The organism is Nocardiopsis coralli, assembly GCF_014892575.1.
In the GTDB taxonomy this organism is placed as follows: Bacteria; Actinomycetota; Actinomycetes; order Streptosporangiales; family Streptosporangiaceae; genus Nocardiopsis; species Nocardiopsis coralli.
In genome coordinates, this window is the sequence record NZ_JADBGI010000011.1 from 143,883 (window position 1) to 170,003 (window position 26,121).

The window sequence follows — 26,121 nt, forward strand, 5'->3', positions numbered from 1 at the left end:
GCCCTCGGGCCCCGGCCGCTCCGCCTCAGTCCGTCGGGGGCCGCAGCCGGGTGACGAACTTGTACCGGTCGCCGCGGTAGAGCGAGCGCACCCACTCGACGGGGTGCCCGTCCCCGTCGAAGCTGTGCTGGCAGTGCAGGACCAGGGGCAGTCCCACGTCCACGCCCAGGAGACGGGCCTCGTTCGGGGTCGCGAGCACCGTCTCGATGGAGGCCTCCGCCTCGGCCAGCGACACGTCGTAGGCGCTGGCCAGGGCCTCGTACAGCGACGCGTAGCGGTCCAGCTGGCGGCGCAGCCCGGGGAAGCGCCGGGCGGCCAGGTGCGCGGTCTCCACGGCCATGGGCTCGCCGTTGGCCAGCCGCAGGCGTTCGATACGCAGCACACGGCCGCCCGACCGGATCGCCAGGAGTTCGGCGAGCTGGTCGTCGGCGTTGATGTAACTCACGTCGAGGATGCGGGTCGCGGGGTGCAGGCCGTGCGCCCGCATCTCCTGCGTGTAACTGGTCAGCTGGAGGATCTGCGCGACCTTGGGCTTGGCCACGAAGGTGCCCTTGCCCTGGATGCGCAGCAGCCGTCCCTCGACGACCATCTCGGTCAGGGCCTGGCGTACCGTCGTGCGCGAGGTGCCGAACTGGGTGGCCAGGGCGCGCTCGGGGGGCACCGGGTTGCCCGCGGGCATCGCCTCGATGAGTTCGAGCAGTTGTTTCTTGACCTGGTAGTACTTGGGCACCCTGGGGTTGCCGTCGACTGTCTGCCGGCCGGTCATCCGTCTCCTCCGCCGCGTCCCGGTCCTCACGCCGCACCCTCGGTCGCCGTGGGCCGGACGGTGGTGCTCCGGGCCCGGTGGGGGAGCCCGTCTCGGCCACCGATTGGTATGGACCACTGGTTGAGTGCGTACCCCTTGAGTATGCCTTCCTTCATGGGATGATTTGTGAGTGCCTCACCTCAGTGATCTCATCAGGCGTCACACGTCACTCAAACAAGCCGACCTGGAGTGGATCTACTCCCTGGTCTCGGACTGGCAGCTGCTGGCCGACCTCTCCTTCGCCGACCTCGTCCTGTGGGTGCGCCTGCGCGGCGACGACGGCTGGGTCGCCATAGCGCAGATGCGGCCCACGACCGGGCCCACCGCCTTCCAGGACGACCTGGTGGAGACGGTCCTGCGCGACGACATGAAGGACGTCGACCCTCGCTCGGCCCCCAGGGTCGTGGGGCGCAGGGCGCTCATCGACCGCGCCTGGGAGGAGGGGCGCATCTGCCGCGACGGAGACCCCGACTGGTCCGGCGGGGTCCCGGTGCGCGAGGAGACCGTCCCGGTGCGCCGCGAGGGACGCCTCATCGGGGTGATCCAGCGCAGTACCAACCTCAGCTCGGCCCGCACCCCCAGCCGCCTGGAGCTGACCTACCTGCAGAGCGCCGGCGACCTCGCCCAGATGATCGCCGAGGGCGCCTTCCCGTTCAGCGACCAGGGCCCGCTCATGGTCCGCTCGCCCCGCGTCGGCGACGGGCTCCTGCGCCTGGACCAGAACGGCGAGGTCGTCTACGCCAGTCCCAACGCGCTCTCCGCCTACCGCCGCCTGGGCCTGACCGCCGACCTCGTGGGCGGCCGCCTGGACCGCACGACCCTGGAACTGGCGGCCCCGGGGGAGGCCCGTGACGAGAACCTCACCTACACCGCCAGCGGGCGCGCCCCGCAGGAGGCCGAGGTCGAGGCGCGCGGGGTCACCGTCCAGCTGCGGTCCATACCGCTGGTCATCGACGGGGTGCGCATCGGTGCGCTGGTGATGGTCCGCGACGTCACCGAGTTGCGGCGCCGCGAACGCGAACTCATGACCAAGGACGCGACGATCCGGGAGATCCACCACCGGGTCAAGAACAACCTGCAGACCGTCGCGGCGCTGCTGCGCCTGCAGGCCCGGCGCCTGGACGTGCCCGAGGCGCGCACCGCCTTGGACGAGGCCGTGGGGCGTGTGGGATCGATCGCGATCGTGCACGAAATGCTCTCGCACACCCCCGACGAGGTCGTGGATTTCGACGACATCGCCGACCGGGTCATGCAGATGGCCGCGGAGGTCTCCTCGACCAAGGGGGCGGTGATCCCGCGCAGGATCGGCGGGTTCGGGCTGCTCAACGCGCTGGTGGCCACACCGTTGTCGATGGTGCTGGCGGAGCTGGTGCAGAACGCCGTGGAGCACGGCCTGGGGCAGGGCCCCGGACAGATCGAGGTGCGGGTGCGCCGCTACGACGCGGGTCCGGGGTTCCCGGGTTCGAGCCGTCTGGAACTGGCGGTCTCCGACGACGGCGGCGGGCTTCCGGAGGACTTCGACCTGGAGGGCACCAAGAGCCTGGGGCTGCAGATCGTCCGGACCCTCATCGTGGGCGAGCTCGGGGGGTCGCTGGAGATCGAGCCGAAGGAGGGCGGAGGGACCGAGGTGGCGATCAGGTTGCCGCTGGAGAGGGAGGACGAGGAGGTCCCCCGCAGGTAGGGCGGCCGGTCCGGCCGTCCTTCGCCCTGCCGAGGTGGGGGATGAGGGTCCCCGCTGCGCCGGGCGGGGGCCTTCCGTGTTTCAGTAGGTACGGGCCATCGTGCGTCGGCCGGCACCGCGCTTGCGGAGCGCGCGGCGCTCCTCCTCGCTGGTGCCGCCCCAGACGCCGCCGTCCTGTCCGCTCTCGAGGGCCCACTGCAGGCAGGCGGAGCTGACGGGACAGCGCCCGCACACCGCCTTGGCCTCCTCGATCTGGATCAGGGCGGGGCCGAAGTTGCCGATGGGGAAGAAGAGCTCCGGGTCTTCGTCACGGCAGGCTGCGTCGTGGCGCCAGTCCATGCGGTCCACTCCTCACGGTGAGGCGATCGGGGGTTGTGAAGGGATTCACGATCGATCGTGTGTGCGTGCGCGGATGTGCATCGGGAGCCCGGCGGGCCGGACCCGCCGGTGAATTCCTCGAGGTGTTTCGGAGGTTCACCCCACGACCGTGTGGGGGCGCCCAAGTTAACTCGCCCGTAACTCGAGGCGATATCTTGAGCGTGGCAGGGTTCAACGACCCATGCAAGAGGTCCCGAGGCCAAAGGTCCTGATCACGGTGTCGCATGCGTCACAGTGGTCCGGAATTCGTTCTCCCGGTGCAATTAGCAGACGATTCGTAACGCTTTCGGTAGCGACCGGCAGTTGACCTGTTCGCGGTCTCCCAGGTATTCACCGTCGATCTGGAACGCCCGCGGATGGTCGGACGTGATCGTCAGCGAAGCCTCGTCGTGCCAGGTCAGATACCCTTCGCCTTCCTCGGGCAGGCCTTTGGGGAAGAACATCTGCGACAGAATCCACCCGGTCACCGCGGTCGAGGAGTGCGTCAACGCGAAAGCGTCGAGACCCAACTCGAAACGCGACGCCGGGGTCGGCTGCAACGGCAGTGCACCCGCGTAGGTCCATGGGGACGTGTTGGTGACCAGCGCGAAATACACGTTGTCGCGAGAGGTTCCCCCGCCCGACACGGTGAGTGACGGATCGCGGATATCGCCCTGGAAGAAGAGCTTCATCGCCACTTCCGCGTACAGCGCCGGTGTGGCCCTGCGGCCGTTGCCGCGTTCGTCCTCGACGCGCTGCACGACGTCGGCGTCCCAGCCGAACCCGGCACAGAACGTGAAGTAACGGTCGGCCATGCCGTCGTCGACGAGGCCCAGACCGATCTCGCGCTCACTGCCCTCCCGCAGCGCCCTCAGGACCGTGCCGGTGGCCTCGACCGGGTCGCCGGGCACCCCCAGGGAACGGATGAAGACGTTCGCGCTGCCGCCGGGCAGGACCGCGTACCGCGGGCGGGGCAGGTGGGAGGGCGCCTCGAGCAGGCCGTTGACGACCTCGTTCACGGTGCCGTCACCGCCCAGGCTGATCACCAGGCGGTATCCGTGCTCGGCCGCGGACCGCGCGAGCTCGCGCGCGTGGTCGCGGTGGGTGGTCACGATCGTGGTCAGGTCCAACTCCGAACGGAGGGCACCCTCGATGACCTCCTGCGACCGGGAAGTGGTCGTGGTCGCTTTCGGGTTGACGACGAAGAGGGCACGCACCCGGCCAGTGTAGGGGCACCCCGGGCACGCGGATAGGCTCGGAGGGTGTCTTCGCGTCCCTTCACCATCACCATCGCCGCCGTCCTCCAGGCCCTGATCGGCCTGGGCGCAGGGCTGGCCGGCCTCTACAGCTTCTACGCGGCCGTCACCGGGCAGGTCAACGACGTCATGTCCGCGGTCCCGCTGGCCGCCGCCGGCCTCGGTGTCGGAGCGCTGCTGGTGTTCGTCGCCCACGGCCTCTGGCAGCTCAACGACTGGGCCCGCACCCCGGTCTTCGTCACCCAGCTCTTCCTCGCGGTGATCGCCTACTACATGTTCACCGGCGAGCAGTACGGTGCCGCGGCCCTGTTCGGCGCCACCGCGGTCGCCGCCGGCGCGGCGGTGCTGTCCCCGCCCACGACCGCGGCCCTGTTCCCCGTCGAGGAACCGCAGAAGAAGAAGCGCTGACCCGCTCCCGGGCGACCACGGGGACACGCGAGGACGCGCGCCTCACACACGCGCCGGGCGGGCGCCGGTAACCAGGGTGCATGCCCGAGACCAGCCGCCCGCGTTCCGGGGACCGCCGGTGAACGGCCCCCGCCGCCTCCTCGCCGGGATGCGCGAGGCCGCGGAGCACACACCCGCCCGACGCGACCGCTACATCGACCTCCTGCGCGCCCTGGCCATCGTGCTCGTCGCGGTCGGGCACTGGCTCATGGTCGTGGTCGAGACCGGCGACGGCATCGACGGCGGCAACGCCCTGGCCGATCTTCCCTGGGCCGAACCCCTGACGTGGTTCTTCCAGGTCATGCCGGTCTTCTTCCTCGTGGGCGGGTACTCGCACGCCGCCTCGCTGGCCTCGCACCGGCGCAAGGGCGGTGACACGACCGGATGGTTGCTGGGGCGCACCGACCGTCTCCTGCGCCCCACGACCCTGTTCCTGTGCCTGTGGTGGGCGGCCGCGTTCGGAGCGGTCTCGCTGGGCGCGGACCCCACGATCGTCGGCCTCGCGGTCTGGGCGGCCACCATCCCCCTGTGGTTCCTCACCGCCTACCTGGCCGTGGTGCTGCTCGCCCCCGCGCTGTACGCACTGCACCGCAGGTTCGGTGCGGCCGTGCCCGCGGTCCTGGTCGGCCTCGTCGCCGTGCTCGACCTGCTGCGCCTCGGGTCCGGCGTCCCGGTGGTGGGGGAGGCCAACCACCTGCTGGTCTGGATCGCGCTGCACCAGTGCGGGTTCGTGCTGTACGACCACCCCGGGGCCGGGCGGCCCGCACCGTGGTCCGGGCTCACCGTGCTCGGGCTCGCCCTGCTGTGCGCGCTGACCGTGTTCGGCCCTTACCCGGTGAGCATGGTCGACGTGCCCGGCGCGGAGATGGGCAACGCCTCACCGCCCAGCCTCGCGCTGCTCGTGCTCGGCCTCACCCAGACGTGCCTGGCGCTGTCCCTGGCCGGGCCGGCCCGGCGCCTGCTGCGCGCCGGCGGGCCCTGGACCGCCGTGGTCGGCGTCAACACGGTCGTTCTGACCCTGTTCCTCTGGCACATGAGCGCCGCGATCCTCGCCGGGGTCCTCCTGTACGGGACGGGGCTGCTGCCGCAACCGCCCGTGGGGTCGGCCGAGTGGCTCCTGCTCCGGGTGCCGTGGGTCCTCGGGGTGAGTGCGGTGATGATCGTACTGCTGGCGCTCCTGGGGCCCGTGGAAGCACGGACGGGGCCGTCGGGGGCCGGTCGGCGGGCCGGGAGGCTCAGGGGTGTCGGTGCGGCACTGAAGGGCCGCACGGTCGTGGTCTGGTGTGCGCTCCCCGCGGCGTTCGCGGGTTTCGCCTGGTGCGCCCTCGCGGGGCCGGGGATGCACGGGGCGGGGGCGCTGCCCACCGCCGGGTTCGTCCTCTACCTGGGGGCGGCGGCCGTGCTGCGCGAGGCCAGGCGGTCGGTGGCACGGGACACCGGACGGGGATGACCCCCGGCGGCCGCCCCTGGGCGACCGCCGGATGCCGGGTCAGTCGTCCGTGGTCAGCGCCTGCCGGAGCTGGGCGAGCGTACGCGCCAGCAGCCGGGAGACGTGCATCTGCGATATGCCCAGTTCCTGGGCGATCTGCGACTGAGTCATGTTGCCGAAGAAGCGCAGCAGCAGGATGCGCTTCTCCCGCGGCGGCAGCTGCTCCAGGAGCGGCTTGAGCGACTCCCGGTACTCCACCCCCTCCAGGGACTCGTCCACGATGCCCAACGAGTCGGCGACGGCGGGAGCGTCCTCGTCCCCGCTGTCCGGGGCGTCCAGCGACACCGTGGAGTAGGCGTTGGCGGACTCCAGGCCCTCCAGCACCTCCTCCTCCGACATGTTGAGATGGCTCGCGAGCTCCGCGACCGTCGGCGAACGCCCCTCCCTCTGGGACAGGTCGCTGACGGCCTTGGTGAGCGAGAGCTTCAGCTCCTGGAGGCGACGGGGAACCCGCACCGCCCAGCCCTTGTCACGGAAGTGACGCTTGATCTCACCGACGATCGTGGGCGTGGCGTAGGTCGAGAACTCCACACCCCGGTCCAGATCGAAGCGGTCGATGGACTTGATGAGACCGATCGTCGCGACCTGGGTGAGATCGTCCAGCCACTCGCCGCGGTTGCGGAACCGGCGGGCCAGGTACTCCACCAGAGGGAGGTGGAGCTCCACGAGCTCGTCACGGATCCGTCGCCGCTCCGGTGACTCCGGGTCGAGTTCACTCAGGCGCTCGAACAACTCTCTGGCGCGTGCCCGGTCGGGCACCGCGTGTTCGGTCTTGGCTGTCAGAGCGGGCCCCCTTTCGCTCACGTCGGCTCCAGTGTGCCGCGACGCTTGTACAGAACGATGTAGACGCGGTCGTCAGGGCCGACTTCGGCGTCGACGTCACCCGCGAGCGCGGACAGGACCGTCCACGCGAACGTGTCGCGGGCGGGGAGGCGTCCGTCGGCGGTCAGCACCGACACGGAGATGCGCATCCCCTCGGGGGTGAGTTCGAATTCGGTGGTCAGTTCTGTGCCGGGCAATGCCTGGGAGAGCAGCATCGCGCAGGCCTCGTCGACGCCGATCCTCAGGTCCTCGATCTCGTCGAGGGTGAAGTCGAGTCGCGCGGCGAGTCCCGCCGTCGCCGTCCGCAGTACGGACAGGTAGGCGCTGTCCGCGGGCATATTGACGGTGACAGCGTCGCGGACACCGGCCGCGTCGGCCGTGGGCACGGCGGTTTCTTCGGTCACGTCCCTCCTTCGGGGGGCGAGGTTGCCGCTTGAGAGCAATGTATCTCGTTTCACCCTGCCACTGGCGCAGGGCGGAGCAGATCGTGTCCGCACGGCGACGTACGAACACGAGACGAACGGTCGCCGTCAGTCATCGGAAGTACCCAGTGCGTCCAGTGCGTCGCCGTCCAGCCGGCGTACCGTCCAACCGTCCATCGGCACCGAGCCGAGGGACTCGTAGAAACGGATGGCGGGTGTGTTCCAGTCCAGGACACTCCACTCCAGCCGGCGGTAACCGCGTTCCACACAGATGCGGGCGAGGTTGCGCAGCAGAGCGGACCCGTGGCCCAGCGCCCGGTGTTCGGGACGCACGTAGAGGTCCTCCAGGTGGATCCCGTGCCGGCCCGTCCACGTGGAATACGTCAGGAACCACAGAGCGAACCCGGCCGTGACGGGCGCACCGTCGTCGCCGGTGTGCTCGGCCACGTGCGCGAAGACCGCCGGGGCCTCCCCGAACAGAGCCCGGTGCAGGTCCCCCTCGGTGGCCACGACCGCGTCCGGTTCCTTCTCGTACTCGGCCAACTCCCCGATGAGCCGATGGATCTCGGGGACGTCGTCGGGGCGGGCGGGGCGGATCAAACGGATCACCTTGGTCAAGGGCGGAATGTGTCGGTCCCTGCCAGCCTATGCGCAGGCCGGCGCCGCCCCGCGGCCCGAGACGGTCAGGGCCGGTGCGCGACCACACGTTCGATCGTCCCCAGCATCAGCCGGTCGTGGTGCCCCACACGGAAACCCGCCTCCACCGCGACCTCGCGCGGCAGTCGGCGGGGGTTGCGGCGGCGCTGCTCGACGAGGCGGAACGGCAGACGGGCCCGGCCGATGCGGTCGACCATGAGCAGGCGTCCCCCGGGCTCCAGGACCCGGTACATCTCCCGCATGGCCGCCGCCTGGTCGTCGACCGCGCCCAGTGTGAGTGTGCACATGACCGTGTCGAAGGAGCGGTCGGGGAAGTCGAGGTCCTGCACGTCACCCACGAGGAAACGGCCCGGCAGCGCCAGCTCGGCGGCGTGCTCACGGGCCCGCTCGATCTTGGCGGGGTCGGTGTCGATCGCGGTCAGCCGCACCTGCGGCGGGTAGAAGGGCAGGTTGCGCCCGGAACCCACACCCACCTCGAGGGTGCGCCCGCGCGCGCCCGCGCACAGCAGTTCCCTGGTCCGGTGCAGGACCGGCCCGGGAACGCGTTCGCCGTGGTCCTGCCGGTCGGCCGGGTCCACCCGGTGCCTGCGCTCCGAACGCGATGCCATGCCACTCCTGGAAAGGGGATGTCCACACCATGACTCTGGGTCCCCTGCGTCTCCTGGTCAAGAGCGGCACGGCGGGTGATCGCCGGGGGCGCGTGCGTGTCAGGCCACGGTCGAGACCATGATCAGGAGCACGACGAGCGAGAACGCAGCGCCGAGCCGCTGCGCCATGTACCAGGCGTCGCTGGGCTCGTTCTTCTCGGGGTTCTTGTACTGCCAGGCCGACAGATGCCAGAGCAGTTGGGGGCGGATGATGATGGCGAGGCACATCAGCGACGCGAGCGCGACGAGCAGGTACAGGCCGGCCATGGGGGAGCCTCCTCGTTCCGGTCGGGCAGGGATGCGGAAGACCGCTACGGGTACTGACGCGACACGGGTGCACAGGGTTCGGTTCTCGGGGCAGATGTGGAGCAGGTCACCCGAGGTGCGCAGGGCCCCGCACACGCCCGTGTGCGGGGCCCTGGGAGGGTGCAGGAAGGAGCACCCGTGTGAGGCGGTCCGGCCTCAGAAGAGCACCTTGGACAGGAACGCCTGGGTGCGCTCGTGCTGCGGGTCGTTGAGGACCTCCACCGGGGAACCGGACTCAACGATCGCGCCGTCGTCCATGAACACCAGGGAGTCGCCGACCTCGCGTGCGAACCCCATCTCGTGGGTGACCACGATCATCGTCATGCCGTTCCGGGCCAGGTCGCGCATGACGTCCAGGACCTCGCCGACCAGCTCCGGGTCGAGGGCGCTGGTGGGCTCGTCGAACAGCATGAGGCTCGGCTCCATCGCCAGCGCGCGGGCGATCGCCACACGCTGCTGCTGGCCACCGGAGAGCTGCTCGGGGTAGAAGTCGGCCTTGTCCGGCAGGCCCACCCGCTCCAGCAGTTCCCTGCCGCGTTCGGTCGCCTCGGCCTTGGGGACACGGTTGACCTGGACCGGCGCCTCGATGATGTTGCCCAGCGCGGTCAGGTGCGGGAACAGGTTGAAGCGCTGGAAGACCATGCCGATGTCGCTGCGCTGTGCGGCGATCTCGTGGTCGCGCAGTTCGTAGAGCCGCCCGCGCTTCTGCCGGAAGCCCATGAGCTCGCCGTTGACCCACAGGCGGCCCGCGGTCAGCTTCTCCAGGTGGTTGATGCACCGCAGGAACGTGGACTTGCCCGAACCGGACGGCCCGACCACGCACATGACCTCACCGCGGCGCACCTCCAGGTCGATGCCCTTGAGCACCTCCAGGCGGCCGAAGCTCTTGTGCACGTTCTCCGCCACGACCAGGGCGTCGGACGGCAGCTCCGCGCCCTCCGTGGTCTCGATGACGGCCTCGTTCTTCTCGCTCATCAGTGGGCCCCTCCGACCGTGCGGATCCTGGCGCCGCGCTGCTCGGGGTTGAACCGGCGCTCGATGAAGTACTGGCCGACCATCAGCACGCTCGTTGCGGCCAGGTACCAGAGGCAGGCCGCGACCAGCATCGGGAAGATCTGGTACGTGCTCGTGCCGATGGCCTGGAGCTGGTAGAACAGCTCGATCGTCACCGGCACGTACGCCAGCAACGCGGTGTCCTTGAGCATCGCGATGGTCTCGTTGCCGGTCGGCGGGATGACCACGCGCATGGCCTGCGGCAGGGTGATGCGGCGCAGGATCTTGCCGCGGCTCATGCCCAGCGCCTGGGCCGCCTCGGTCTGGCCCTTGTTCACCGACTGCAGGCCGGCGCGGATGATCTCGGCCATGTAGGCGCCCTCGGACAGCGACAGCGCCAGGAGACCGGCCATGTACCCGCTCAGGACGGTGCGCACGTCGATCTCGAAGAAGCGGGCGTCGCCCTCCAGGCCCAGCAGCGGCATCCAGTAGTTGTCGAACGGCAGCCCGATGTGGATGGTCGAGTACAGGATCGCCAGGTTGCCGAAGAGCACGGCGAGGACGAGCCGGGGCACGCCGCGGAAGAACCACGTGTACAGCCAGGAGACGGTGACCAGCACGGGGTTGCCGGACAGGCGCATGACCGCGAGCAGGATGCCCAGCAGGATGCCGATGATCATCGAGAGCACGGTCGCGCTGAGGGTCACCCCGACACCGCGCAGCACCGGCTCGGAGAACATGTTCTCCCACATGAACGGCCAGTTGAAGGCGTCGTTCGTGAACAGCATGTGCACGAACATCGCGGCGAGGACCAGGACGACACCCGCGGCGACCCACCGTTCCGGGTATCGGACGGGGACGGCGGCGATCGGTTCGGCGGGGCGGCTCGGCTGCGGGTTGTCCGGTGCCGGGCCCTCCGCCGGTTCGGTCGGTGTGGACACAGATCGGTCTTTCACTCGTGCGCTCGGCGGTGGGCCGCCGAGCGCTGGACGGGAGAAGGGCGGGCGCCGGGTACGCGCCCGCCCGGAGCCGGGGGAGGGGGATGGAGCGGGGCCGGAGGGGAACCGGTGTTACTCGTCGACGTCGGGGTTGAGCTCGGCGGAGTCGACGGCGCCGACGTCGATGCCCCACTCCTCGAGGATCTCCTCGTAGGTGCCGTTCTCCATGATCGTGTTGAACGCCTCGGCGAGCTCCTCGGCCAGCTCGGTGTCGTCCTGGTGCATCACGATGCCGTAGGGGGCGGCGTCGTACTGGTCGCCGATGAACTCGAGGACACCCTCGCCGGTCTGCTCCAGGGCGTAGGCGGAGGTGGGCATGTCCGCGAGGGAGGCGTCGTTGACACCGGAGACGACGGTCTCGGTGGCCTGCGGCTGGTTCGGGAACTTCTCGATGGTGATCGGGTCGTCGCCGTCCTCGACACAGGCCTCGCTGCGGGCCTCGATGTCGTCGTCGTGCGTGGTGCCGGTCTGCACCGCGATCCGCATGCCGCAGGCGTCGTCCGGGTCGACGTCCTCGGGGTTGCCCTCCTGGGCGAACCACTGCGTCCCGGAGGAGAAGTAGCCGACCATGTTGACCTGCTCCATGCGCTCCTCGGTGATGGTGAAGGAGGAGGAACCCATGTCGTAGTTGCCGGAGTCCACGCCCATGATGATGCGGTCGAAGTTGGCGGGCTCCCAGTCGGCCTGCATGTCCATCTCGGCCAGCGCGGCCTCGAGGAGCTCGACGTTGAAACCGAGCACGGTCTCGCCGTCGGTGTCCAGGTACTCGCCGGGCGGGTACTCGGCCTCGACACCGATGGTGACGGTCTCGCCGGAGGCCTCGTCCGCCTCGCCCTCGCTGCCGCAGCCGGCCAGGACCAGGGCGGCGGTCAGGGGGAGGGCACCGAGGGCGTAACGGCGCGATGATCGCGTACGCAGGGCCATGTGCGGTCTCCTTCTTCCTTCTTCATGAAGTGACTGGTCGGAGACGATTGAGGGGTCCACCGCCCAGGTCTGTGCGACATTCGGGACATAACGGTAATCGTCGGTGCCGCCTCATCCTGCACACCCGCGATTTTCCTCGGATCACCGTTGTGAGAGGATTGGGTAACGGGTCATCCCCGACTGATGAGGCGGCCGCGCAGTACTCGCATAGGAGTCCGGCGAAGCACGACTCCCCGGCGACATCACCGGTCATGGCCGACCGGCGCCGGAGGAGCTCCCCTAGCACCCCACGTCTTCGCACGCAGGCCGCGTTCCATCCACCACCGCCCGCCGTCATGGCCGACGGAAGGCGGCAGTACAGACCTGAAGGGTTTGAGTGAGTTGACCACCGTTTCGCGTACCCAGAACCCGGATAACTCCGCCGCGCAGCGTGACGAGGACCCGGCCTTCGCCCTGCACCGGGGCGGCAAGCTGCACGTGAACTCGTCCGTCGACGTCAACGACCACGAAGGGCTCTCCCTGGCCTACACGCCCGGGGTCGCCCGTGTCTGCGACGCCATCGCCGACGAGCCCGAGCTCGTCGACACCTACACGTGGAAGAGCAACCTGGTCGCCGTCGTCACCGACGGCACCGCCGTTCTGGGCCTGGGCAACATCGGCCCCGAGGCCTCCCTGCCGGTCATGGAGGGCAAGTCCCTCCTCTTCAAGCAGTTCGCGGGTGTCGACTCCGTCCCGATCGCGCTCACCTGCAGCGACGTGGACGAGTTCGTCGAGACCGTCGCGCGCATGTCGCCCTCCTTCGGCGGGATCAACCTGGAGGACATCGCCGCCCCGCGCTGCTTCGAGATCGAGGCACGCCTGCGCGAGCGCCTCGACATCCCCGTCTTCCACGACGACCAGCACGGCACCGCGATCGTGACCGTCGCCGCCCTGCAGAACGCCGCCCGCCTGAGCGGGCGCAGCCTGGCCGACCTCCGAGCCGTCGTCTCCGGCGCCGGCGCCGCGGGTGTCTCGGTCACCAAGATGCTCGTCGACGCGGGCATCGGCGACATCGCCGTCGCCGACTCCAAGGGCCTGATCCACGAGGGCCGCGACGGGCTCACCCCCGTCAAGCGCGAGCTGGCCGGGATCAGCAACAAGGCCGGGCTGACCGGCTCCATCGAGTCCGCCCTCGAGGGCGCCGACGTCTTCATCGGGCTCTCCGCCGGGGAGGTCGGTGAATCGGTCGTGTCCACCATGGCCGAGGACGCCATCATCTTCGCGATGGCCAACCCCAACCCCGAGGTGCACCCCGACGTCGCGCGTAAGTACGCCGGTGTCGTGGCGACCGGGCGCAGTGACTTCCCGAACCAGATCAACAACGTGCTGGCCTTCCCCGGGATGTTCCGTGGCGCGTTCGACGCCGGCGCCAGCGACATCACCGAGAACATGAAGCAGGCCGCCGCGCGTGCGCTGGCCGACCTCGTCGGGGACGACCTGTCCGCCGACTACGTCATCCCCAGCGCCTTCGATTCGCGGGTCGCGCCCGCCGTCGCGCGGGCCGTGGCCGAGCAGGCGCGCGCCGACGGCGTCGCCTGACCCACCACGCACGAGGGCGGGGCCGGTTCCGACCGACCCCGCCCTTCTTCTGTCACCGCTCGCGCCACGGGGGACGTGTCCGAGTGGTCACGGCGAAAGTCCGGGTGGCCCGAACTCCTCGATGAGCCCGATGAGGGCCTCGCGCAGATCGGCGACGGCGGATCCGGGGTCGTCTCCCACCCCGTGGGCACCGCCCCGGGGTGGAGTTCTGCGTGGGCGCACCACACCCCGTCTTCGTCCTGCTCGACGGCGTACTCGACGTGCGGGGTCTGGGACATGCACGCTCCTCCTGTCTGTGCGCCTGATGACAGGCTCGCACGAGAGCGGGAGGGTGTGTGCCTTCGTGCGGGGCGGTCGTACACCGGTGCGGGCACACGTGAAGGCCCGGGAGGCGCGCCCCCGCGTCGCCTCCCGGGCCCCTGTGCAGTGCGGGGGTCAGTCCCCCTTGGTGGGCTCGCCGTCCTCGTCGACGGCGGCGCCCCACGGGTCTCCGTCCGCGCCCGTTTCGCGGGGACGGTCGTCCCGGGCTGCCTCCGGTTCCGGGGCCGGGTCCTCGGAACCGCCGCGCGGCGGGCCCCAGGAACGCACGTCCCGGCGGATGACCTCGACGGTCTCGTCGAGGATGCGCCGCAGGTCGCCGGCGGCCGCGCCGCCGACACTGCCGGCCTCGCGCACCACGTCCCGCACCCGGTCGCTGAAGTCGCGCAGCTCCCGGTCGAACGCGTGGCTCCCCGAGCTGCCCCTGTCGTCGCCGGAGGCCTGCTCACCGTCGGAGCCCTCCTCACGGTCGGCGGACCGCTCCTCCCCGGAGGGCCCTTCGTTCTCCTGCGAGCCCCGCCAGGACGAGCCCAGGTTGCTGAACGAGCGGGTGAAGCGCACCCACTCCTCGGTCAGGCTCGGGCCCTGCCGCTCGGAGCCCCGGTCGTCGGAACCGCGCTCCCCGTCGGGCTGCTCGGGTCCGGAACCCTGCTCGGGCCCGGAACCGTCGGCGTTCCCTTCCTCACGGCGGGCCTGGGAGAACTTGAGCTCCTCCCGCAGCGAGCTGATCGTGGCGCGCACGTCCTGCTTCACCGCACGGGCGATGTCGCGCACCGAGTCGGTGATCTCCTGCTCCAGGTCGTCGAGGTCGCTCTCGCGCTCGCGCAGCTCCTCACGCCCCTTGTCGGTGAGGCGGTAGACCTTGCGGCCGCCCTCCTCGGTGTGCGTGACCAGGCCCTCCTCCTCAAGGCGGGCCAGCCGCGGGTAGATCGTGCCGGGGGAGGGCGAGTACACGCCCAGGAACCGGTCGCGCAGCAGGCTGATGATCTCGTAGCCGTGCCGGGGGCTCTCGTCCAGCATCTTGAGCAGATACAGGCGGAGTCTGCCGTGGCCGAAGATGGTGCTCATTCAGGCCCCCTCGGGGATCGCCGCGGGTGCCTCGGGCGCACGCCGCAGCAGGGCGGTGCGTCCGGACACGGTGGTGGTGGAGATGGAGGCGGGGTCGACGCCCATACCGATCGCGCCGCTCAGCGCGTTGCGGGCGGTCGCGGTCTTGCGGTCGAGCCCGAAGTCGGAGTCCAGGTTCCCGGTGACCGAACGCAGTTCCGCCGAGGCCGAGGTCTCCGCGGGCACCCGCAGGGCGATCTCGCCGGAGACCGTCTTGAGCCGCACCTTCGCCGAGGGGGTGAGGTCCGAGTCGGCCAGGATCTGACCCGACGCGGTGTTGGCCCGCAGCGACGACAGCCGCCCGCCGGCCACCGCGATGCGCCCGCTCGCGCTGTTGAAGGTCAGGCTGCCGCCCGGCCCGCGCACCGACACGTCGGCCGAGGCGGTGTTGATGTCGGTGTCGCCGGAGACGTCGTCGAGGGTGACCTCGCCCGTCCCGGTCTTGATGTTGGTCCGCGAGGTCAGCCCCGCCGCCACGACCGGCGCGCTCGCGGTGGTGACCTCGACGGGGCACTGGGACGGGACCCGCAGGTTGACCGTGGCCCTGCGCGAACCCACGCCCTTGTAGTTGCCGAGCTGCACCGGCTTGAGCCGGTCGAGCAGTCCCTGCGCGGTGAGGTCCTCGTAGTGGATGGTGAGGATGCCCGCCTCCTGGGAGACCGTGACCGGCTCGCCGACCACGTCGGTGATCTCGAAGGTCACGGGGTCGTCCGTGGGCAGGATGTTGACGTGGCCGCCGATGATCCGGACGCGCAACGCGACGATGCCGTCCAGGGTCTGGGTCGTCGGCCTGTCGACGGTCCAGTGTGACATCTGAGAGATCCCTTCGCTCGCTCCGTGCCCTTCACGATATGTCGCGAGTGGGGTGAACTCAAGATATGTCGTGGATCCTGGGGGCACGGTCCGGGGCACCTCGGGGGTGCCTCGGGGACGACCCCGAACAGGGCCGCGGACCAGGACCCCGGACACACGGAAGGGGCCCGGGCCCGCGTGCTGCGGACCCGGGCCCCTCGGCCGGTACTGCCTACTCGTCGTCCTCGTCTTCCAACCGGGCCAGCCAGGTGGCCAGGCGGTCGACCGGGGTCTCGAACTCGGGGTTCAGGTCGGTGAACACCCGCAGCTGCTCGGAGAGCCAGGCGAAGCTGAACTCCTCGTCACCGCGGCGGTTCTCCAGTTCCTCGATCCCACGATCCGTGTAATACATGTACCTCTTTTTACGGCCTCGCAAGCTCGGCCGGGGCTGCGGGCGTCGGAAGCCGGGATGCTTCGGCCTCGTCTGCGCCTGGCGCGCGTTCCTCGCTCTCGGCTTGACTCGTCCTGCTGCGACCCGGCACGCCCTTCGCGCTTTTTACGGCGTGGCAGGCTCGGCCGGGGCTGCGGGCGGTGGAAGCCGGGATGCTTCGGCCTCGTCTGCGCCTGGCGCGCGTTCCTCGCTCTCGGCTTGACTCGTCCTGCAGCGACCCGGCACGCCCTTCGCGCTTTTTACGGCTTGGCAGGCTCGGCCGGGGCTGCGGGCGTCGGAAGCCGGGATGCTTCGGCCTCGTCTGCGCCTGGCGCTCGTTCCTCGCTCTCGGCTTGACTCGTCCTGCAGCGACCCGGCACGCCCTTCGCGCTTTTTACGGCTTGGCAGGCTCGGCCGGGGCTACGGGCGTCGGAAGCCCGTGCGCCCGTAGCCCCGGCGGGAGCACTTACTCGGCGGGCGGGAACACCGTGTCCACCAGGGCCCGCTGCTCGGCCTCGTGCCGCTTGGCCGAACCGGCGGCCGGCGACGAGGAGGCCGGACGCGAGATCCGGGTGAACGGACGGTCGAGCTGCTCGGAGAAGACCAGCGCGACGAAGGGCCAAGGACCCATGTTCGCCGGCTCCTCCTGCACCCACAGGACCTCGCCCGCGTTCGGGAAGGACTTGAGCTGCTCGCGGATCTCCTCGATCGGCAGCGGGTAGAGGCGCTCGGCGCGGATGATCGCCGTGTGCTTGTCCCCGCTGGCCTTCCGGGCCGCGTCCAGGTCGTAGTAGATCTTGCCCGAGCACAGCACGACGCGGCGGACCTGGTCCGGCTCGATCGAGTCGTCGCCGATCAGCGGCTCGAAGTGGCCGTCGGTGAAGTCGGCGGCGGCCGAGACGGCGGCCTTGTTGCGCAGCAGCGACTTGGGCGTGAACACCACGAGCGGGCGCTCCAGCGGCGACTTGGCCTGCCAACGCAGCAGGTGGAAGTAGCTCGCCGGGTTGCTCGGGTTGGCCACCGTCATGTTCTCCTGAGCGCACTGCTGCAGGAACCGCTCGATGCGGGCCGACGAGTGGTCCGGGCCCTGGCCCTCGTAGCCGTGCGGCAGCAGCAGGGTCACGCTGGAGCGCTGGCCCCACTTCTGCTCACCGGCGCTGATGTACTCGTCGATGATGGTCTGGGCGCCGTTGACGAAGTCGCCGAACTGCGCCTCCCACATGACCAGCGACTCGGGCCGGGTCAGGGAGTAGCCGTACTCGAAGCCCAGCGCCGCGTACTCGCTCAGCAGCGAGTCGTGCACGTGGAACTTCGTGGTGCCGTTGTCGAACTGCTTGAGCGGCGTGTAGGCCTCGCCGGTCTCGCGGTCCATGATCGTGGCGTGGCGCTGGGTGAACGTACCGCGGCGGCTGTCCTGACCGATCAGGCGCACCGGGTGGTCGTCCAGCAGCAGCGAACCGAAGGCCAACAGCTCACCGGTGGCCCAGTCGATGGTGTCCTTCTCGACCATCTGGGCGCGGCGCGTGAGCTGCGGGGCCAGACGCGGGTGCGCCGTGAAGCCCTCGGGCAGGCTGACCTGCGTGTCGATGATCCGCTTGACGGTCTCGTCGCTGATCGCGGTGTCGACCTTGGTGTGGTCGAGGTGCGACTCGGTGAAGACCTCGGGACGCACGACCGAACCGGGCTCGACCGGCTTCTTCTCGACCTCGCGGGTCTCGGTGAAGGCGCGCTCGAGCTCGTTCTGGAAGTCGCGCAGGGCCTGCTCGGCCTCTTCCATCGTGATGTCGCCGCGACCGACGAGGGCCTCGGTGTACAGCTTGCGCGTGGAGCGCTTGCTGTCGATGACGTCGTACATCAGCGGCTGGGTGAAGGCCGGGTTGTCGCCCTCGTTGTGACCGCGGCGGCGGTAGCACACCAGGTCGATCACGACGTCCTTCTTGAACGCCTGACGGTAGGCGAAGGCCAGCTCGGCGACGCGGACCACGGCCTCGGGGTCGTCCCCGTTGACGTGGAAGATCGGCGCCTGGACCATCCGCGCCACGTCCGTGGCGTAGACGCTGGAACGGCTGTCGTTCGGCGACGTGGTGAAGCCGACCTGGTTGTTCAGGACGACGTGCACCGTGCCGCCGGTGCGGTAACCGCGCAGCTGGGACAGGTTGAGCGTCTCGGCGACCACACCCTGGCCGGCGAAGGCCGCGTCACCGTGGATGAGCAGCGGCAGCACGGTGAAGCCGTGCGGGCCCTTGTCGAGCACGTCCTGCTTGGCGCGGACGATGCCCTCCAGGACCGGGTTGACCGTCTCCAGGTGGGAGGGGTTGGCGGCGAGCTCGATGTCGATCTTCTCGCCGTCGTGGGTCTCGAAGACGCCCTCGGTGCCCAGGTGGTACTTGACGTCACCGGAGCCGTGCGAGCTCCGCGGGTCGAGGTTGCCCTCGAACTCCCCGAAGATCTGCCCGTAGGACTTGCCGCAGATGTTGGCCAGCACGTTGAGGCGGCCGCGGTGGGCCATGCCGATGATGGCCTCGTCCAGACCGGCCTTGGCGGCCTTGGTGATCACGCCGTCCAGCAGCGGGATCAGGGATTCGCCGCCCTCGAGGGAGAAGCGCTTCTGACCCACGTACTTGGTCTGCAGGAAGGTCTCGAACGCCTCGGCGTTGTTGAGCCGGTGCAGGATGCGCAGCTGCTCGTCGCGGTCGAGCTTCTCGTGCTCACGCTCGACGTGCGACTGGATCCACTCGCGCTCCTCCGGGCTCTGGATGTGCATGTACTCGATACCCACCGTGCGGCAGTAGGTGTCGCGCAGCACTCCGAGCACGTCGCGGAGCTTCATGACCTGCTTGCCGCCGAAGCCCCCGGTGGGGAACTCGCGGTCGAGGTCCCACAGCGTCAGCCCGTGCTCGAGCACGTCGAGGTCGGGGTGCTTGCGCTGCTCGTGCTCCAGCGGGTTGGTGTCGGCCATGAGGTGGCCGCGCACACGGTAGGCGTGGATCAGCTCCTGGACCCGGGTGGTCTTGTCGAGCTGGGTGGCCGGGTTGACGTGGATGTCCTGCACCCAGCGGACCGGCTCGTAGGGGATCCTCAGGGACTTGAAGATCTCGTCGTAGAAGCCGTCCTCGCCCAGCAGCAGCTGGTGGATACGGCGCAGGAACTCACCCGACTGCGCACCCTGGATGATGCGGTGGTCGTAGGTGGAGGTCAGCGTCATGACCTTGCTGATGCCGAGCTCGCTCAGGGTGTCCTGGGACGCGCCCTGGAACTCGGCGGGGTACTCCATGGCCCCGACGCCGAGGATGGTGCCCTGGCCGGGCATCAGGCGCGGCACGGAGTGCACGGTGCCGATGCCGCCGGGGTTGGTGAGGCTGATCGTGGTGCCCTGGAAGTCCGGCACGCCCAGCTTGTTGTTGCGGGCCTTGCGGACCAGGTCCTCGTAGCCGCTCCAGAAGTCCGCGAAGTCCATCTCGTCGGCGGCCTTGATGGAGGGCACGACCAGCTGACGGGTTCCGTCGCCCTTCTGCAGGTCGATGGCCAGGCCGAAGTTGACGTGCTCGGGCTTGGCAACGCCCGGCTTGCCGTCGACCTCGACGTAGGAGTAGTTCATCTCCGGCATGGCCGCGAGGGCCTTGGTCATCGCGTAGCCGATGATGTGCGTGAAGGAGACCTTCCCGCCTCGGGCACGCCGGAGGTGGTTGTTGATGACGATGCGGTTGTCGAACATGAGCTTGACCGGGACCGCGCGCACGCTGGTCGCGGTCGGCAGCTCGAGACTGGACTCCATGTTGGTGGCCGTGCGCGCCGGAGCGCCGCGCAGGCGCTCGCGCTTCACGCCGTCCTCGTCGCCCGAGGAGGCAGGGGCCTTGTCCTTGGTGTCCTTCTTCGGCGCGGGGCTCTTGGCGGGGGCCTTGTTCTCGTTCTGCGTCTTCGCAGCACCCCCACTCTTCGAACCGGCCGACTCCGCGGGCTTGTAGTCCGCGAAGAAGTTCCACCAGGCCTTGTCAACGGAGTTCCGGTCGTTCAGGTACTTCTGATAAAGCTCCTCGACCAACCACTCGTTCGGGCCGAAATCTGTCAGGGGTTGAGACGCCTGAGACGACACGGCGGAGATCGCCCACTTCCGCAGCTCGCTTGTGAATGTGAATGACGACGGGTGGCTGTCTGGCCGGCCGGGCTCAGAACGCAGGGTTGTCCCCGCACCGGCGGGGAGTCATCCGACCTGGCCAGCACTCGTCGGATACCAGGCTACTTGTACCTGCCTCCCCCACGGGAACGCGGCCGGTGGGAAAACTGGGAGATAGGCAACAATCTTTCACACGGCTATGTACGGAGTGCGAGTGCACGTGTACTCTGCGCCGATCGTTTGACCCTTTTGTCGGGTTTTTCGGATGTGCAATCGTGTGAAGACTGTGTCCGTGTTCGGCCAGTCGGGGTGTGTGGGGTTACACCGTTCTCTGTTCCGTGCACGTGCAGCAACCGTCGGTCCGGGCTGGAAGGCAGTGGCGAAACACCGGCCGTGTGCCCCGAACCCGTACGAATGTGTGTGCTCTGCCGGGTTTACCCACGCCGCGGCGGGCCACCTGCCTACGATCGCGGTACGAACACCGTAAGTGAACGGGTGGGGAGGCCCATGCGCGGGCTCGGGGAACTCGAAGCAGCCATCATGGACGCGCTGTGGCGTGCGGAGGGGCCGATGTCGGTGCGCCAGGTGCGCGAGACCATGGTCTACGACCGCGACATCGCCTACACGACCGTCATGACCGTCGCCAACATCCTCTTCCACAAGGGCCTGCTCGACCGGGAGAAGGCCGGCCGCGCCTGGCTGTACTGGACCCGGGAGACCCACGCCGAGTACACCGCCCGCGTCATGGACGAGGTGCTCAGTACCGGCCCCGACCCCGGCGCGACCCTGCGCAGTTTCGTGGAGCGCCTCAGCGACGAGGACATGGTGCGCTGCCAGCGTGTGATCGGCCAGATCCGCGACCGCCGCGGCATCCCCGGTTGACTCTCACCCCCGCCGCCGGAGCCCGCGCACGCTCGGCACGGCCACCGCCGCCAACGTGGCCAGCAGCGTCGCCGACGCCACCAGCGCCAGCGCCCGCCCGGGGCCCGCGGCCTCCGCCACCGGACCGATCGCGATCTGGCCCACCGGCATCGCCACGAACGACCCGAGCGCGTCGTAGGAGTAGACCCGCGACAGGCGTTCCTGCGGCACGTTCTCCTGCACCGACACCTCCCAGGCCACGGTGAACTGCTCGACCGCCACCCCGCCCACGAACATCGCCGCGAACAGCAGCGGCAGCGGCGACGGACCCATGAGGGCGAAGAACGGAACCGTCTGCACCGTCACCAGCGCCGTCCCGTACAGCAGGGCCCGGTGCGGTTGCCACCGGGCCGCCAGGACCCCTCCGATCAGCAGGCCGACGCTGTTGGCCGCCATCAGCAGGCCCCACGCCGTCCGGCCGAACGTCTCGTCGGCGATGCCCGGCCCCAGCACGGTCGTGGCCGCCGCCCACCCGGCGTTGACCACCATGAACTGGAGCACGATCACCCACACCCAGGTCCGGGCGGTGAACTCGCTCCACCCCTCCCGCAGGTCGGTGAGCACGCCCCGGGGGCCGGACGGGCGGTTGTGGTCGGGCACCCTCAGCAAGAAGAAGGCCGCGCCCGCCGCCGCGAACATCACGGCGTCCACCGCGATGGCCCACCCCGGGCCGGCCAGACCGACCACGACCCCGCCGGCGGACATCCCCGAGAGCATGCCCCCGTGCTTGACGATCCCGATCAGCGCGTTGGCCTGCCGCAACAGGCGGTACGGGACGGTCTGCGGGGTCAGGGCGGCCGAGGCCGGCAGGTTCGCCGCGGCGGCCGCCCCGTTGACCAGGCTCAGCGCCACCATCAACGGCAAGGACGCGGTCCCCGTGAGCAGCGCGAGGGCCAGTAGACCCTGCGATCCCGCCGCGAGCGCGCACGCGCCCCGCAGCACCAGTGCACGCGGGAGGCGGTCGGCGATCACCCCTCCCAGCAGCAACAGGGACACGTTGGCGATCGAGCGAGCCCCGACCACCAGGCCGACCTGTGCCAGCGACCCGGTGACGTCCAGGACCGCGAAGGCCAGTGCCACCCCCGCCATCCCGTTGCCGAAGAGCATGAGGCCCCGACCGAGTGCGAGCGCGCGGAACGGGCCGTACGAGAGAGGTGCGGTGATCCCCGGGCCGCCGAGAGCCTGTGCCATCCCCACCCCTTCCGCCGACCGGGGGCACGATGCCGTGCGGCCCCTCGCCCGTCAAAGGGTTTTCCCGCGTCCGGCGGCCCGTGCGGTCAGGTGAGGATCCAGCTCCGGCCCTCGGCGGCGAGCTTCTCCACGAGGGTGGCGCTGTCGTGCTCCTTGGCGAAAAGGTGCTCGGGGCGGGTGATGGGCACCGCCCACAACCAGTGCACCGGGTCGCCCTGGAAGCTCAGCCCCGACAGGTCCGGCGGGGGCGGACCCCCGGACAGCGGGGTGGGGCCGGACAGCAGCAGGACCGCGCCGGCGCCGCCCCGCATCGCGCGGTCCTCGGCGTTGTCCAGCCACTTCACCGTGTGCCCGTGCCCGAACCACGTCACCGCACGCCAGGGGAAGGCGCCGATCCACCGGAAGATCCGCGCCGCCTGGTGCGCCGGCATCGTCGTGGCCAGCGCCAGCTCCACGCGCGCGTACGCGGAGGTGTCGGCCATGTACCGGTCCAGGGTGGGCATCCTCTGGCCGCACATGCCGACCGTCGACAGGATCGTGTACGGACGCTCGGCCGTGGCGGGCCGCTCCGAGACCCGCAACAGCGGCGGATGCCCGTCCGAGACGTCCCAGTAGTGGCCGGGGTCCCCCACCGTGCGGTTCAGGTGGCTCAGCACCGTGCGCTGCACACTCCGCCAGGCCCCCGAGGCGCGGCGCCAGTCCCAGTAGGCCTCGGCGTGCACGACCCGGGGCCACAGCTGCTCGCGTACGGAGTCCAGCTCCCACGCGTACGGGCTCCGGCCGATCGCCTCACGCGCGTACCCGGGCAGCCCGCTGTCGGCCTCCGCCCAGCCGGGGATGACCGCGAGCAGGCCCTCCTCGTCGACCAGCGCCACCCCGTCGCCCTCCTCGAACCACACCGCGCGCAGGCACGACGGGTCGAAACGGGGACGTCCCGGAGGGTGCTTGGTGTGGGCCTCGGGCATGAGCGGCGCCCGGCCCTCGAAGAGACCGCCGGACTCGTCGACCACGGGCGCCACCTCGTGGTTGGCCAGCCACACGGGCACGCGGATGCGCCCGCGCGCGTCCAGGAGATAGGCGGCGGTGGTGTGGGAATCGCACTCCACGACGACTCTGCGGCTCTGGTAGGGGCTGACCTCGTCGAGAAGGACGTCGATCCCTGTCACCGGCCCTCCCACGTGCCGCTCCCGTGTTGTCCGACCAACGGCGACGAAACCCCGGCGGGTGTCGTCCGCGCAGTGCGTAGAATCGACGGTAGTGCCCTGACAGGCGGAGCCGTACTGCGGCCGCGTATAGGTCGTATAACGACCAGAACCGCCGCCGCTTCGCGCCGGGCCCCGACCATCGACTCCACGTCCTACGGATTCCTATGCCCGCCGAGCTCAACTTCGTCGCCCCTCGCCGTGCCAAGCCGCCCCGGCACCTGGCCGACCTCAGCCCCGACGAGCGGGCCGAGATCGTCCGTGACCTGGGAGAGAAGCCCTTCCGCGCCAAACAGCTCGCCAAGCACTACTTCGGCGGTCTCGAGTCCGACACCGAGCAGATGACCGACCTGCCCGCGGGTTCGCGCGAGGCTCTCGGCGAGGCACTGCTGCCGACCCTGCTCACGCCGGTCCGGCACGTGACCACCGACAACGGGATGACCCGCAAGACGCTGTGGAAGGCGTTCGACGGTGTGATGTTCGAGTCGGTGCTCATGCGCTACCCCGACCGCGTCACCCTGTGCATCTCGTCGCAGGCCGGGTGCGGCATGAACTGCCCGTTCTGCGCCACCGGCCAGGCCGGGCTCACCCGCAACCTCTCCACCGGCGAGATCGTCGACCAGGTCGTCTCCAGCGCCCGCGACCTCGCCCGCGGCGACGTCGCCGGCGGCCCGGGCCGCATCAGCAACATCGTGTTCATGGGCATGGGCGAGCCCCTGGCCAACTACAAGCGTGTGCTGCAGACCGTGCGCCGCATGACCGACCCGGTCCCCGAGGGCATGGGCATCTCGCAGCGCGGCGTGACCGTGTCCACCGTGGGCCTGGTCCCGGCCATCAACAAGCTCATCGACGAGAAGATGCAGGTCCGCCTCGCGATCTCCCTGCACGCCCCCGACGACGAGCTGCGTGACGAGCTGGTCCCGGTCAACAACCGGTGGAAGGTCGACGAGGTCCTCGACTCCGCCTGGCGCTACGCCGGCATGACCGGCCGCCGGGTGTCCATCGAGTACGCGCTCATCAAGGACATCAACGACCAGGCCTGGCGCGCCGACATGCTCGGAAAGCTCCTCAAGGGCCACCTGGTGCACGTCAACCTCATCCCGCTCAACCCCACACCGGGTTCGAAGTGGACGGCCTCGCGCCCCGAGGACGAGGCGGAGTTCGTGCGGCGCCTGAAGTCGCACGGGGTCTCGGTCACCATCCGCGACACCCGCGGCCAGGAGATCGACGGCGCCTGCGGACAGCTCGCCGCCGCCGAGGACTGATCCCGCCGTGATCGAGACCGGACTGGCCCTGCTCGTGGCGACGGTGTCCGGTCTGGTCCCGCTCATCAACATCGAGCTGTACCTCGTGGGCGCCGTCGTCGCCGTGGACGACGGCGCCCTCGTCGCGATGGCGGTGGCCGCGGGTCTGGGGCAGACCCTGGGAAAACTGCCCTACTACTACGTCGGCCGCGGGTCGCTCGAGATCCCGTGGTTCAAACGGCGGGCGCGCACCCCCGGGAAGTGGACCGCCCGGGCCGAGACCTGGCGGGCCCGCGCCGAGGCCCGCCCCGTCTGGGGCATGGGCCTGCTCGCGGTGAGCTCCCTGGTGAGCGTGCCGCCGTTCATGGTGGTGTCGGTGCTGGCCGGGGTGGTGCGGATGGGACCGGTCGCGTTCTGCACCATCACCTTCCTCACCCGCACCGCCCGGTTCCTCGTGGTGGTCCTCGCCCCGGCCTGGGCGCTGTCGGTACTGCCCGCCTGAACGGGGCCGCCCTGCGCCCTTCAGAGCACCTCGTCGGCCAGCCGCACGAACGCGTCCACGACCTCAGGACCGTGCACCATCGCCAGGTCGTTGTGCCCGGTGTCCGGCAGCACGAGCTCCTCGACCAGGTCCGGAGCGGCCTCGGCCACCGCGTGGCTCTGCTCGGCCGGCACCACCGTGTCGCTCTCCCCGATCGCCACGCTCACCGGAAGGTGCAGGTCGGCCACGGTCGTCCGCACGAGGTAGTCGTCGCGCAGCATCGCCTCGGGCACCACCGGGTAGTGCGACCCCGCCATGTCCGCCAGGGAACTGAACGGCGACCTGAGGAACAGCCCTGCCGGCGGCTCCTCCACGGCCAGGTTGGTGGCCACGGCCGCGCCCAGGCTCTCGCCCCAGTACAGGATCCGGTCGCCGTCGTGGCCGCGCTCGCGCAGCAGGTCGAGGCCGGCGCGGGCGTCGGCGGTCAGCCCGGGTTCGGTGGGGTCGCCCTCGTTGCCGCCGAAACCCCGGTAGTCGAAGACGAGCACGGAGAACCCTTCCTGGGCCAACGCCTGCGCCAGGGGAGCGCGGCTCTCCCGGTTGCCCGCGTTGCCGTTGGTGACCAGGACGGCCGCGTCGCGGTCCTGCCCGGCCGCGGGCACGTACCACCCGCCGAGCTCCAGGCCGTCGTCGGTGTGGAGCACGACGTCCTCGGCGCCCTGCACCACGTCCCCGGCGGGCGGCGGTTCACCCCCGCTGGGCAGGTAGATGACGGAGCGCTGTCCGCCCCACACCAGGCCGCCCAGCAGCACCGCCGCGCCGCCGAGCACGGCCGCGGAGACGATGACGGTGCGCATGCGACGTCGGGGTCGGGAGGTCTCGGGGGAGTCCATGGGGGATCTCCTTTCCTACGGCGTCCCCGCCACCGTAAGCGCCCGT

Annotated in this window: 25 protein-coding genes; 7 read left to right on the forward strand and 18 right to left on the reverse strand. The window is 70.1% G+C overall.

Annotated features, from left to right (window positions below; translation table 11 throughout):
• Window positions 1-25: 25 nt before the first annotated feature.
• Complete coding sequence (locus tag IDM40_RS14390) at window positions 26-766, reverse strand: GntR family transcriptional regulator (protein WP_193122498.1); 741 nt, start codon at window positions 764-766, stop codon at window positions 26-28.
• Between the two features lie 169 nt (window positions 767-935).
• On the opposite strand from IDM40_RS14390, the gene IDM40_RS14395 reads away from it, so the two are divergent.
• On the forward strand, window positions 936-2,486 hold the full coding sequence (locus tag IDM40_RS14395) for a sensor histidine kinase (protein WP_193122499.1): 1,551 nt from the start codon (window positions 936-938) through the stop codon (window positions 2,484-2,486).
• Between the two features lie 81 nt (window positions 2,487-2,567).
• Here the strand turns inward: IDM40_RS14395 and IDM40_RS14400 are convergent, their stop codons facing one another.
• Together IDM40_RS14400 and IDM40_RS14405 are read right to left on the reverse strand one after the other, a co-directional pair.
• Window positions 2,568-2,825, reverse strand: a complete 258-nt coding sequence (locus IDM40_RS14400; protein WP_017612192.1) for a WhiB family transcriptional regulator — start codon at window positions 2,823-2,825, stop codon at window positions 2,568-2,570.
• Window positions 2,826-3,127: 302 nt separating this feature from the next.
• Window positions 3,128-4,060, reverse strand: coding sequence for a diacylglycerol/lipid kinase family protein (locus IDM40_RS14405; RefSeq protein ID WP_193122500.1), 933 nt, complete (start codon window positions 4,058-4,060; stop codon window positions 3,128-3,130).
• 45 nt (window positions 4,061-4,105) lie between these two features.
• On the opposite strand from IDM40_RS14405, the gene IDM40_RS14410 reads away from it, so the two are divergent.
• Both IDM40_RS14410 and IDM40_RS14415 read left to right on the forward strand, forming a co-directional pair.
• Complete coding sequence (locus IDM40_RS14410) at window positions 4,106-4,507, forward strand: hypothetical protein (RefSeq protein WP_193122501.1); 402 nt, start codon at window positions 4,106-4,108, stop codon at window positions 4,505-4,507.
• A gap of 118 nt (window positions 4,508-4,625) precedes the next feature.
• Window positions 4,626-5,996 (forward strand): acyltransferase family protein, encoded by a 1,371-nt coding sequence (locus tag IDM40_RS14415; protein WP_193122502.1) that lies wholly within the window; start codon window positions 4,626-4,628, stop codon window positions 5,994-5,996.
• A gap of 39 nt (window positions 5,997-6,035) precedes the next feature.
• Here the strand turns inward: IDM40_RS14415 and IDM40_RS14420 are convergent, their stop codons facing one another.
• The 8 genes from IDM40_RS14420 to IDM40_RS14455 form a co-directional block, all read right to left on the reverse strand.
• Window positions 6,036-6,794 (reverse strand): RNA polymerase sigma factor SigF, encoded by a 759-nt coding sequence (locus IDM40_RS14420; protein WP_083931723.1) that lies wholly within the window; start codon window positions 6,792-6,794, stop codon window positions 6,036-6,038.
• A 41-nt stretch (window positions 6,795-6,835) separates the two neighbouring features.
• Complete coding sequence (locus IDM40_RS14425; protein ID WP_017612197.1) at window positions 6,836-7,261, reverse strand: ATP-binding protein; 426 nt, start codon at window positions 7,259-7,261, stop codon at window positions 6,836-6,838.
• A gap of 126 nt (window positions 7,262-7,387) precedes the next feature.
• Window positions 7,388-7,879 (reverse strand): GNAT family N-acetyltransferase, encoded by a 492-nt coding sequence (locus tag IDM40_RS14430; protein WP_193122567.1) that lies wholly within the window; start codon window positions 7,877-7,879, stop codon window positions 7,388-7,390.
• An 83-nt stretch (window positions 7,880-7,962) separates the two neighbouring features.
• A complete protein-coding gene (locus IDM40_RS14435) occupies window positions 7,963-8,544 on the reverse strand; it encodes a class I SAM-dependent methyltransferase (RefSeq protein WP_193122503.1) in 582 nt (193 codons plus the stop codon).
• 99 nt (window positions 8,545-8,643) lie between these two features.
• A complete protein-coding gene (locus IDM40_RS14440) occupies window positions 8,644-8,850 on the reverse strand; it encodes a DUF6199 family natural product biosynthesis protein (protein ID WP_193122504.1) in 207 nt (68 codons plus the stop codon).
• A 195-nt stretch (window positions 8,851-9,045) separates the two neighbouring features.
• A complete protein-coding gene (locus IDM40_RS14445; RefSeq protein ID WP_328807025.1) occupies window positions 9,046-9,864 on the reverse strand; it encodes an amino acid ABC transporter ATP-binding protein in 819 nt (272 codons plus the stop codon).
• On the reverse strand, window positions 9,864-10,823 hold the full coding sequence (locus tag IDM40_RS14450; protein ID WP_193122505.1) for an amino acid ABC transporter permease: 960 nt from the start codon (window positions 10,821-10,823) through the stop codon (window positions 9,864-9,866). Before IDM40_RS14450 ends, IDM40_RS14445 begins: the two co-directional genes overlap by 1 nt.
• A 129-nt stretch (window positions 10,824-10,952) precedes the next feature.
• A complete protein-coding gene (locus IDM40_RS14455) occupies window positions 10,953-11,804 on the reverse strand; it encodes an ABC transporter substrate-binding protein (protein WP_193122506.1) in 852 nt (283 codons plus the stop codon).
• A gap of 381 nt (window positions 11,805-12,185) precedes the next feature.
• Here IDM40_RS14455 and IDM40_RS14460 point away from each other — a divergent pair, with 381 nt between their 5' ends.
• Window positions 12,186-13,382: an NAD(P)-dependent malic enzyme gene (locus IDM40_RS14460; RefSeq protein ID WP_193122569.1), complete on the forward strand. Its 1,197-nt coding sequence runs from the start codon at window positions 12,186-12,188 to the stop codon at window positions 13,380-13,382.
• Window positions 13,383-13,817: 435 nt separating this feature from the next.
• On the opposite strand, the gene IDM40_RS14470 is transcribed toward IDM40_RS14460, so the two are convergent.
• From IDM40_RS14470 to IDM40_RS14485, 4 genes are all read right to left on the reverse strand, one after another.
• Window positions 13,818-14,768 carry a PadR family transcriptional regulator gene (locus IDM40_RS14470; protein WP_193122507.1) on the reverse strand — a complete coding sequence of 317 codons (951 nt, stop codon included), beginning with the start codon at window positions 14,766-14,768 and terminating at the stop codon, window positions 13,818-13,820.
• The gene (locus IDM40_RS14475; RefSeq protein WP_193122508.1) at window positions 14,769-15,620 is read right to left on the reverse strand and encodes a DUF4097 family beta strand repeat-containing protein; all 852 of its coding nucleotides are present in this window, start codon (window positions 15,618-15,620) and stop codon (window positions 14,769-14,771) included.
• Between the two features lie 211 nt (window positions 15,621-15,831).
• Window positions 15,832-16,011 (reverse strand): DUF6104 family protein, encoded by a 180-nt coding sequence (locus tag IDM40_RS14480; RefSeq protein WP_193122509.1) that lies wholly within the window; start codon window positions 16,009-16,011, stop codon window positions 15,832-15,834.
• A 484-nt stretch (window positions 16,012-16,495) separates the two neighbouring features.
• Entirely contained in the window at window positions 16,496-20,122 is a 3,627-nt protein-coding gene (locus IDM40_RS14485; RefSeq protein WP_193122510.1) for a multifunctional oxoglutarate decarboxylase/oxoglutarate dehydrogenase thiamine pyrophosphate-binding subunit/dihydrolipoyllysine-residue succinyltransferase subunit, read from the reverse strand.
• A gap of 528 nt (window positions 20,123-20,650) precedes the next feature.
• Between IDM40_RS14485 and IDM40_RS14490 the strand changes: the two genes are divergently transcribed.
• Window positions 20,651-21,025: a BlaI/MecI/CopY family transcriptional regulator gene (locus tag IDM40_RS14490; RefSeq protein WP_193122511.1), complete on the forward strand. Its 375-nt coding sequence runs from the start codon at window positions 20,651-20,653 to the stop codon at window positions 21,023-21,025.
• A 3-nt stretch (window positions 21,026-21,028) separates the two neighbouring features.
• Here the strand turns inward: IDM40_RS14490 and IDM40_RS14495 are convergent, their stop codons facing one another.
• Both IDM40_RS14495 and IDM40_RS14500 read right to left on the reverse strand, forming a co-directional pair.
• Entirely contained in the window at window positions 21,029-22,255 is a 1,227-nt protein-coding gene (locus IDM40_RS14495) for an MFS transporter (protein WP_193122512.1), read from the reverse strand.
• An 86-nt stretch (window positions 22,256-22,341) separates the two neighbouring features.
• The gene (locus tag IDM40_RS14500; protein ID WP_193122513.1) at window positions 22,342-23,421 is read right to left on the reverse strand and encodes a suppressor of fused domain protein; all 1,080 of its coding nucleotides are present in this window, start codon (window positions 23,419-23,421) and stop codon (window positions 22,342-22,344) included.
• 203 nt (window positions 23,422-23,624) lie between these two features.
• Here IDM40_RS14500 and rlmN point away from each other — a divergent pair, with 203 nt between their 5' ends.
• Window positions 23,625-24,722 carry a 23S rRNA (adenine(2503)-C(2))-methyltransferase RlmN gene (rlmN, locus tag IDM40_RS14505; protein ID WP_193122514.1) on the forward strand — a complete coding sequence of 366 codons (1,098 nt, stop codon included), beginning with the start codon at window positions 23,625-23,627 and terminating at the stop codon, window positions 24,720-24,722.
• 7 nt (window positions 24,723-24,729) lie between these two features.
• Window positions 24,730-25,203: a hypothetical protein gene (locus IDM40_RS14510; protein WP_193122515.1), complete on the forward strand. Its 474-nt coding sequence runs from the start codon at window positions 24,730-24,732 to the stop codon at window positions 25,201-25,203.
• 20 nt (window positions 25,204-25,223) lie between these two features.
• On the opposite strand, the gene IDM40_RS14515 is transcribed toward IDM40_RS14510, so the two are convergent.
• Window positions 25,224-26,075: an alpha/beta hydrolase gene (locus IDM40_RS14515; protein WP_235997587.1), complete on the reverse strand. Its 852-nt coding sequence runs from the start codon at window positions 26,073-26,075 to the stop codon at window positions 25,224-25,226.
• Window positions 26,076-26,121: the final 46 nt, after the last annotated feature.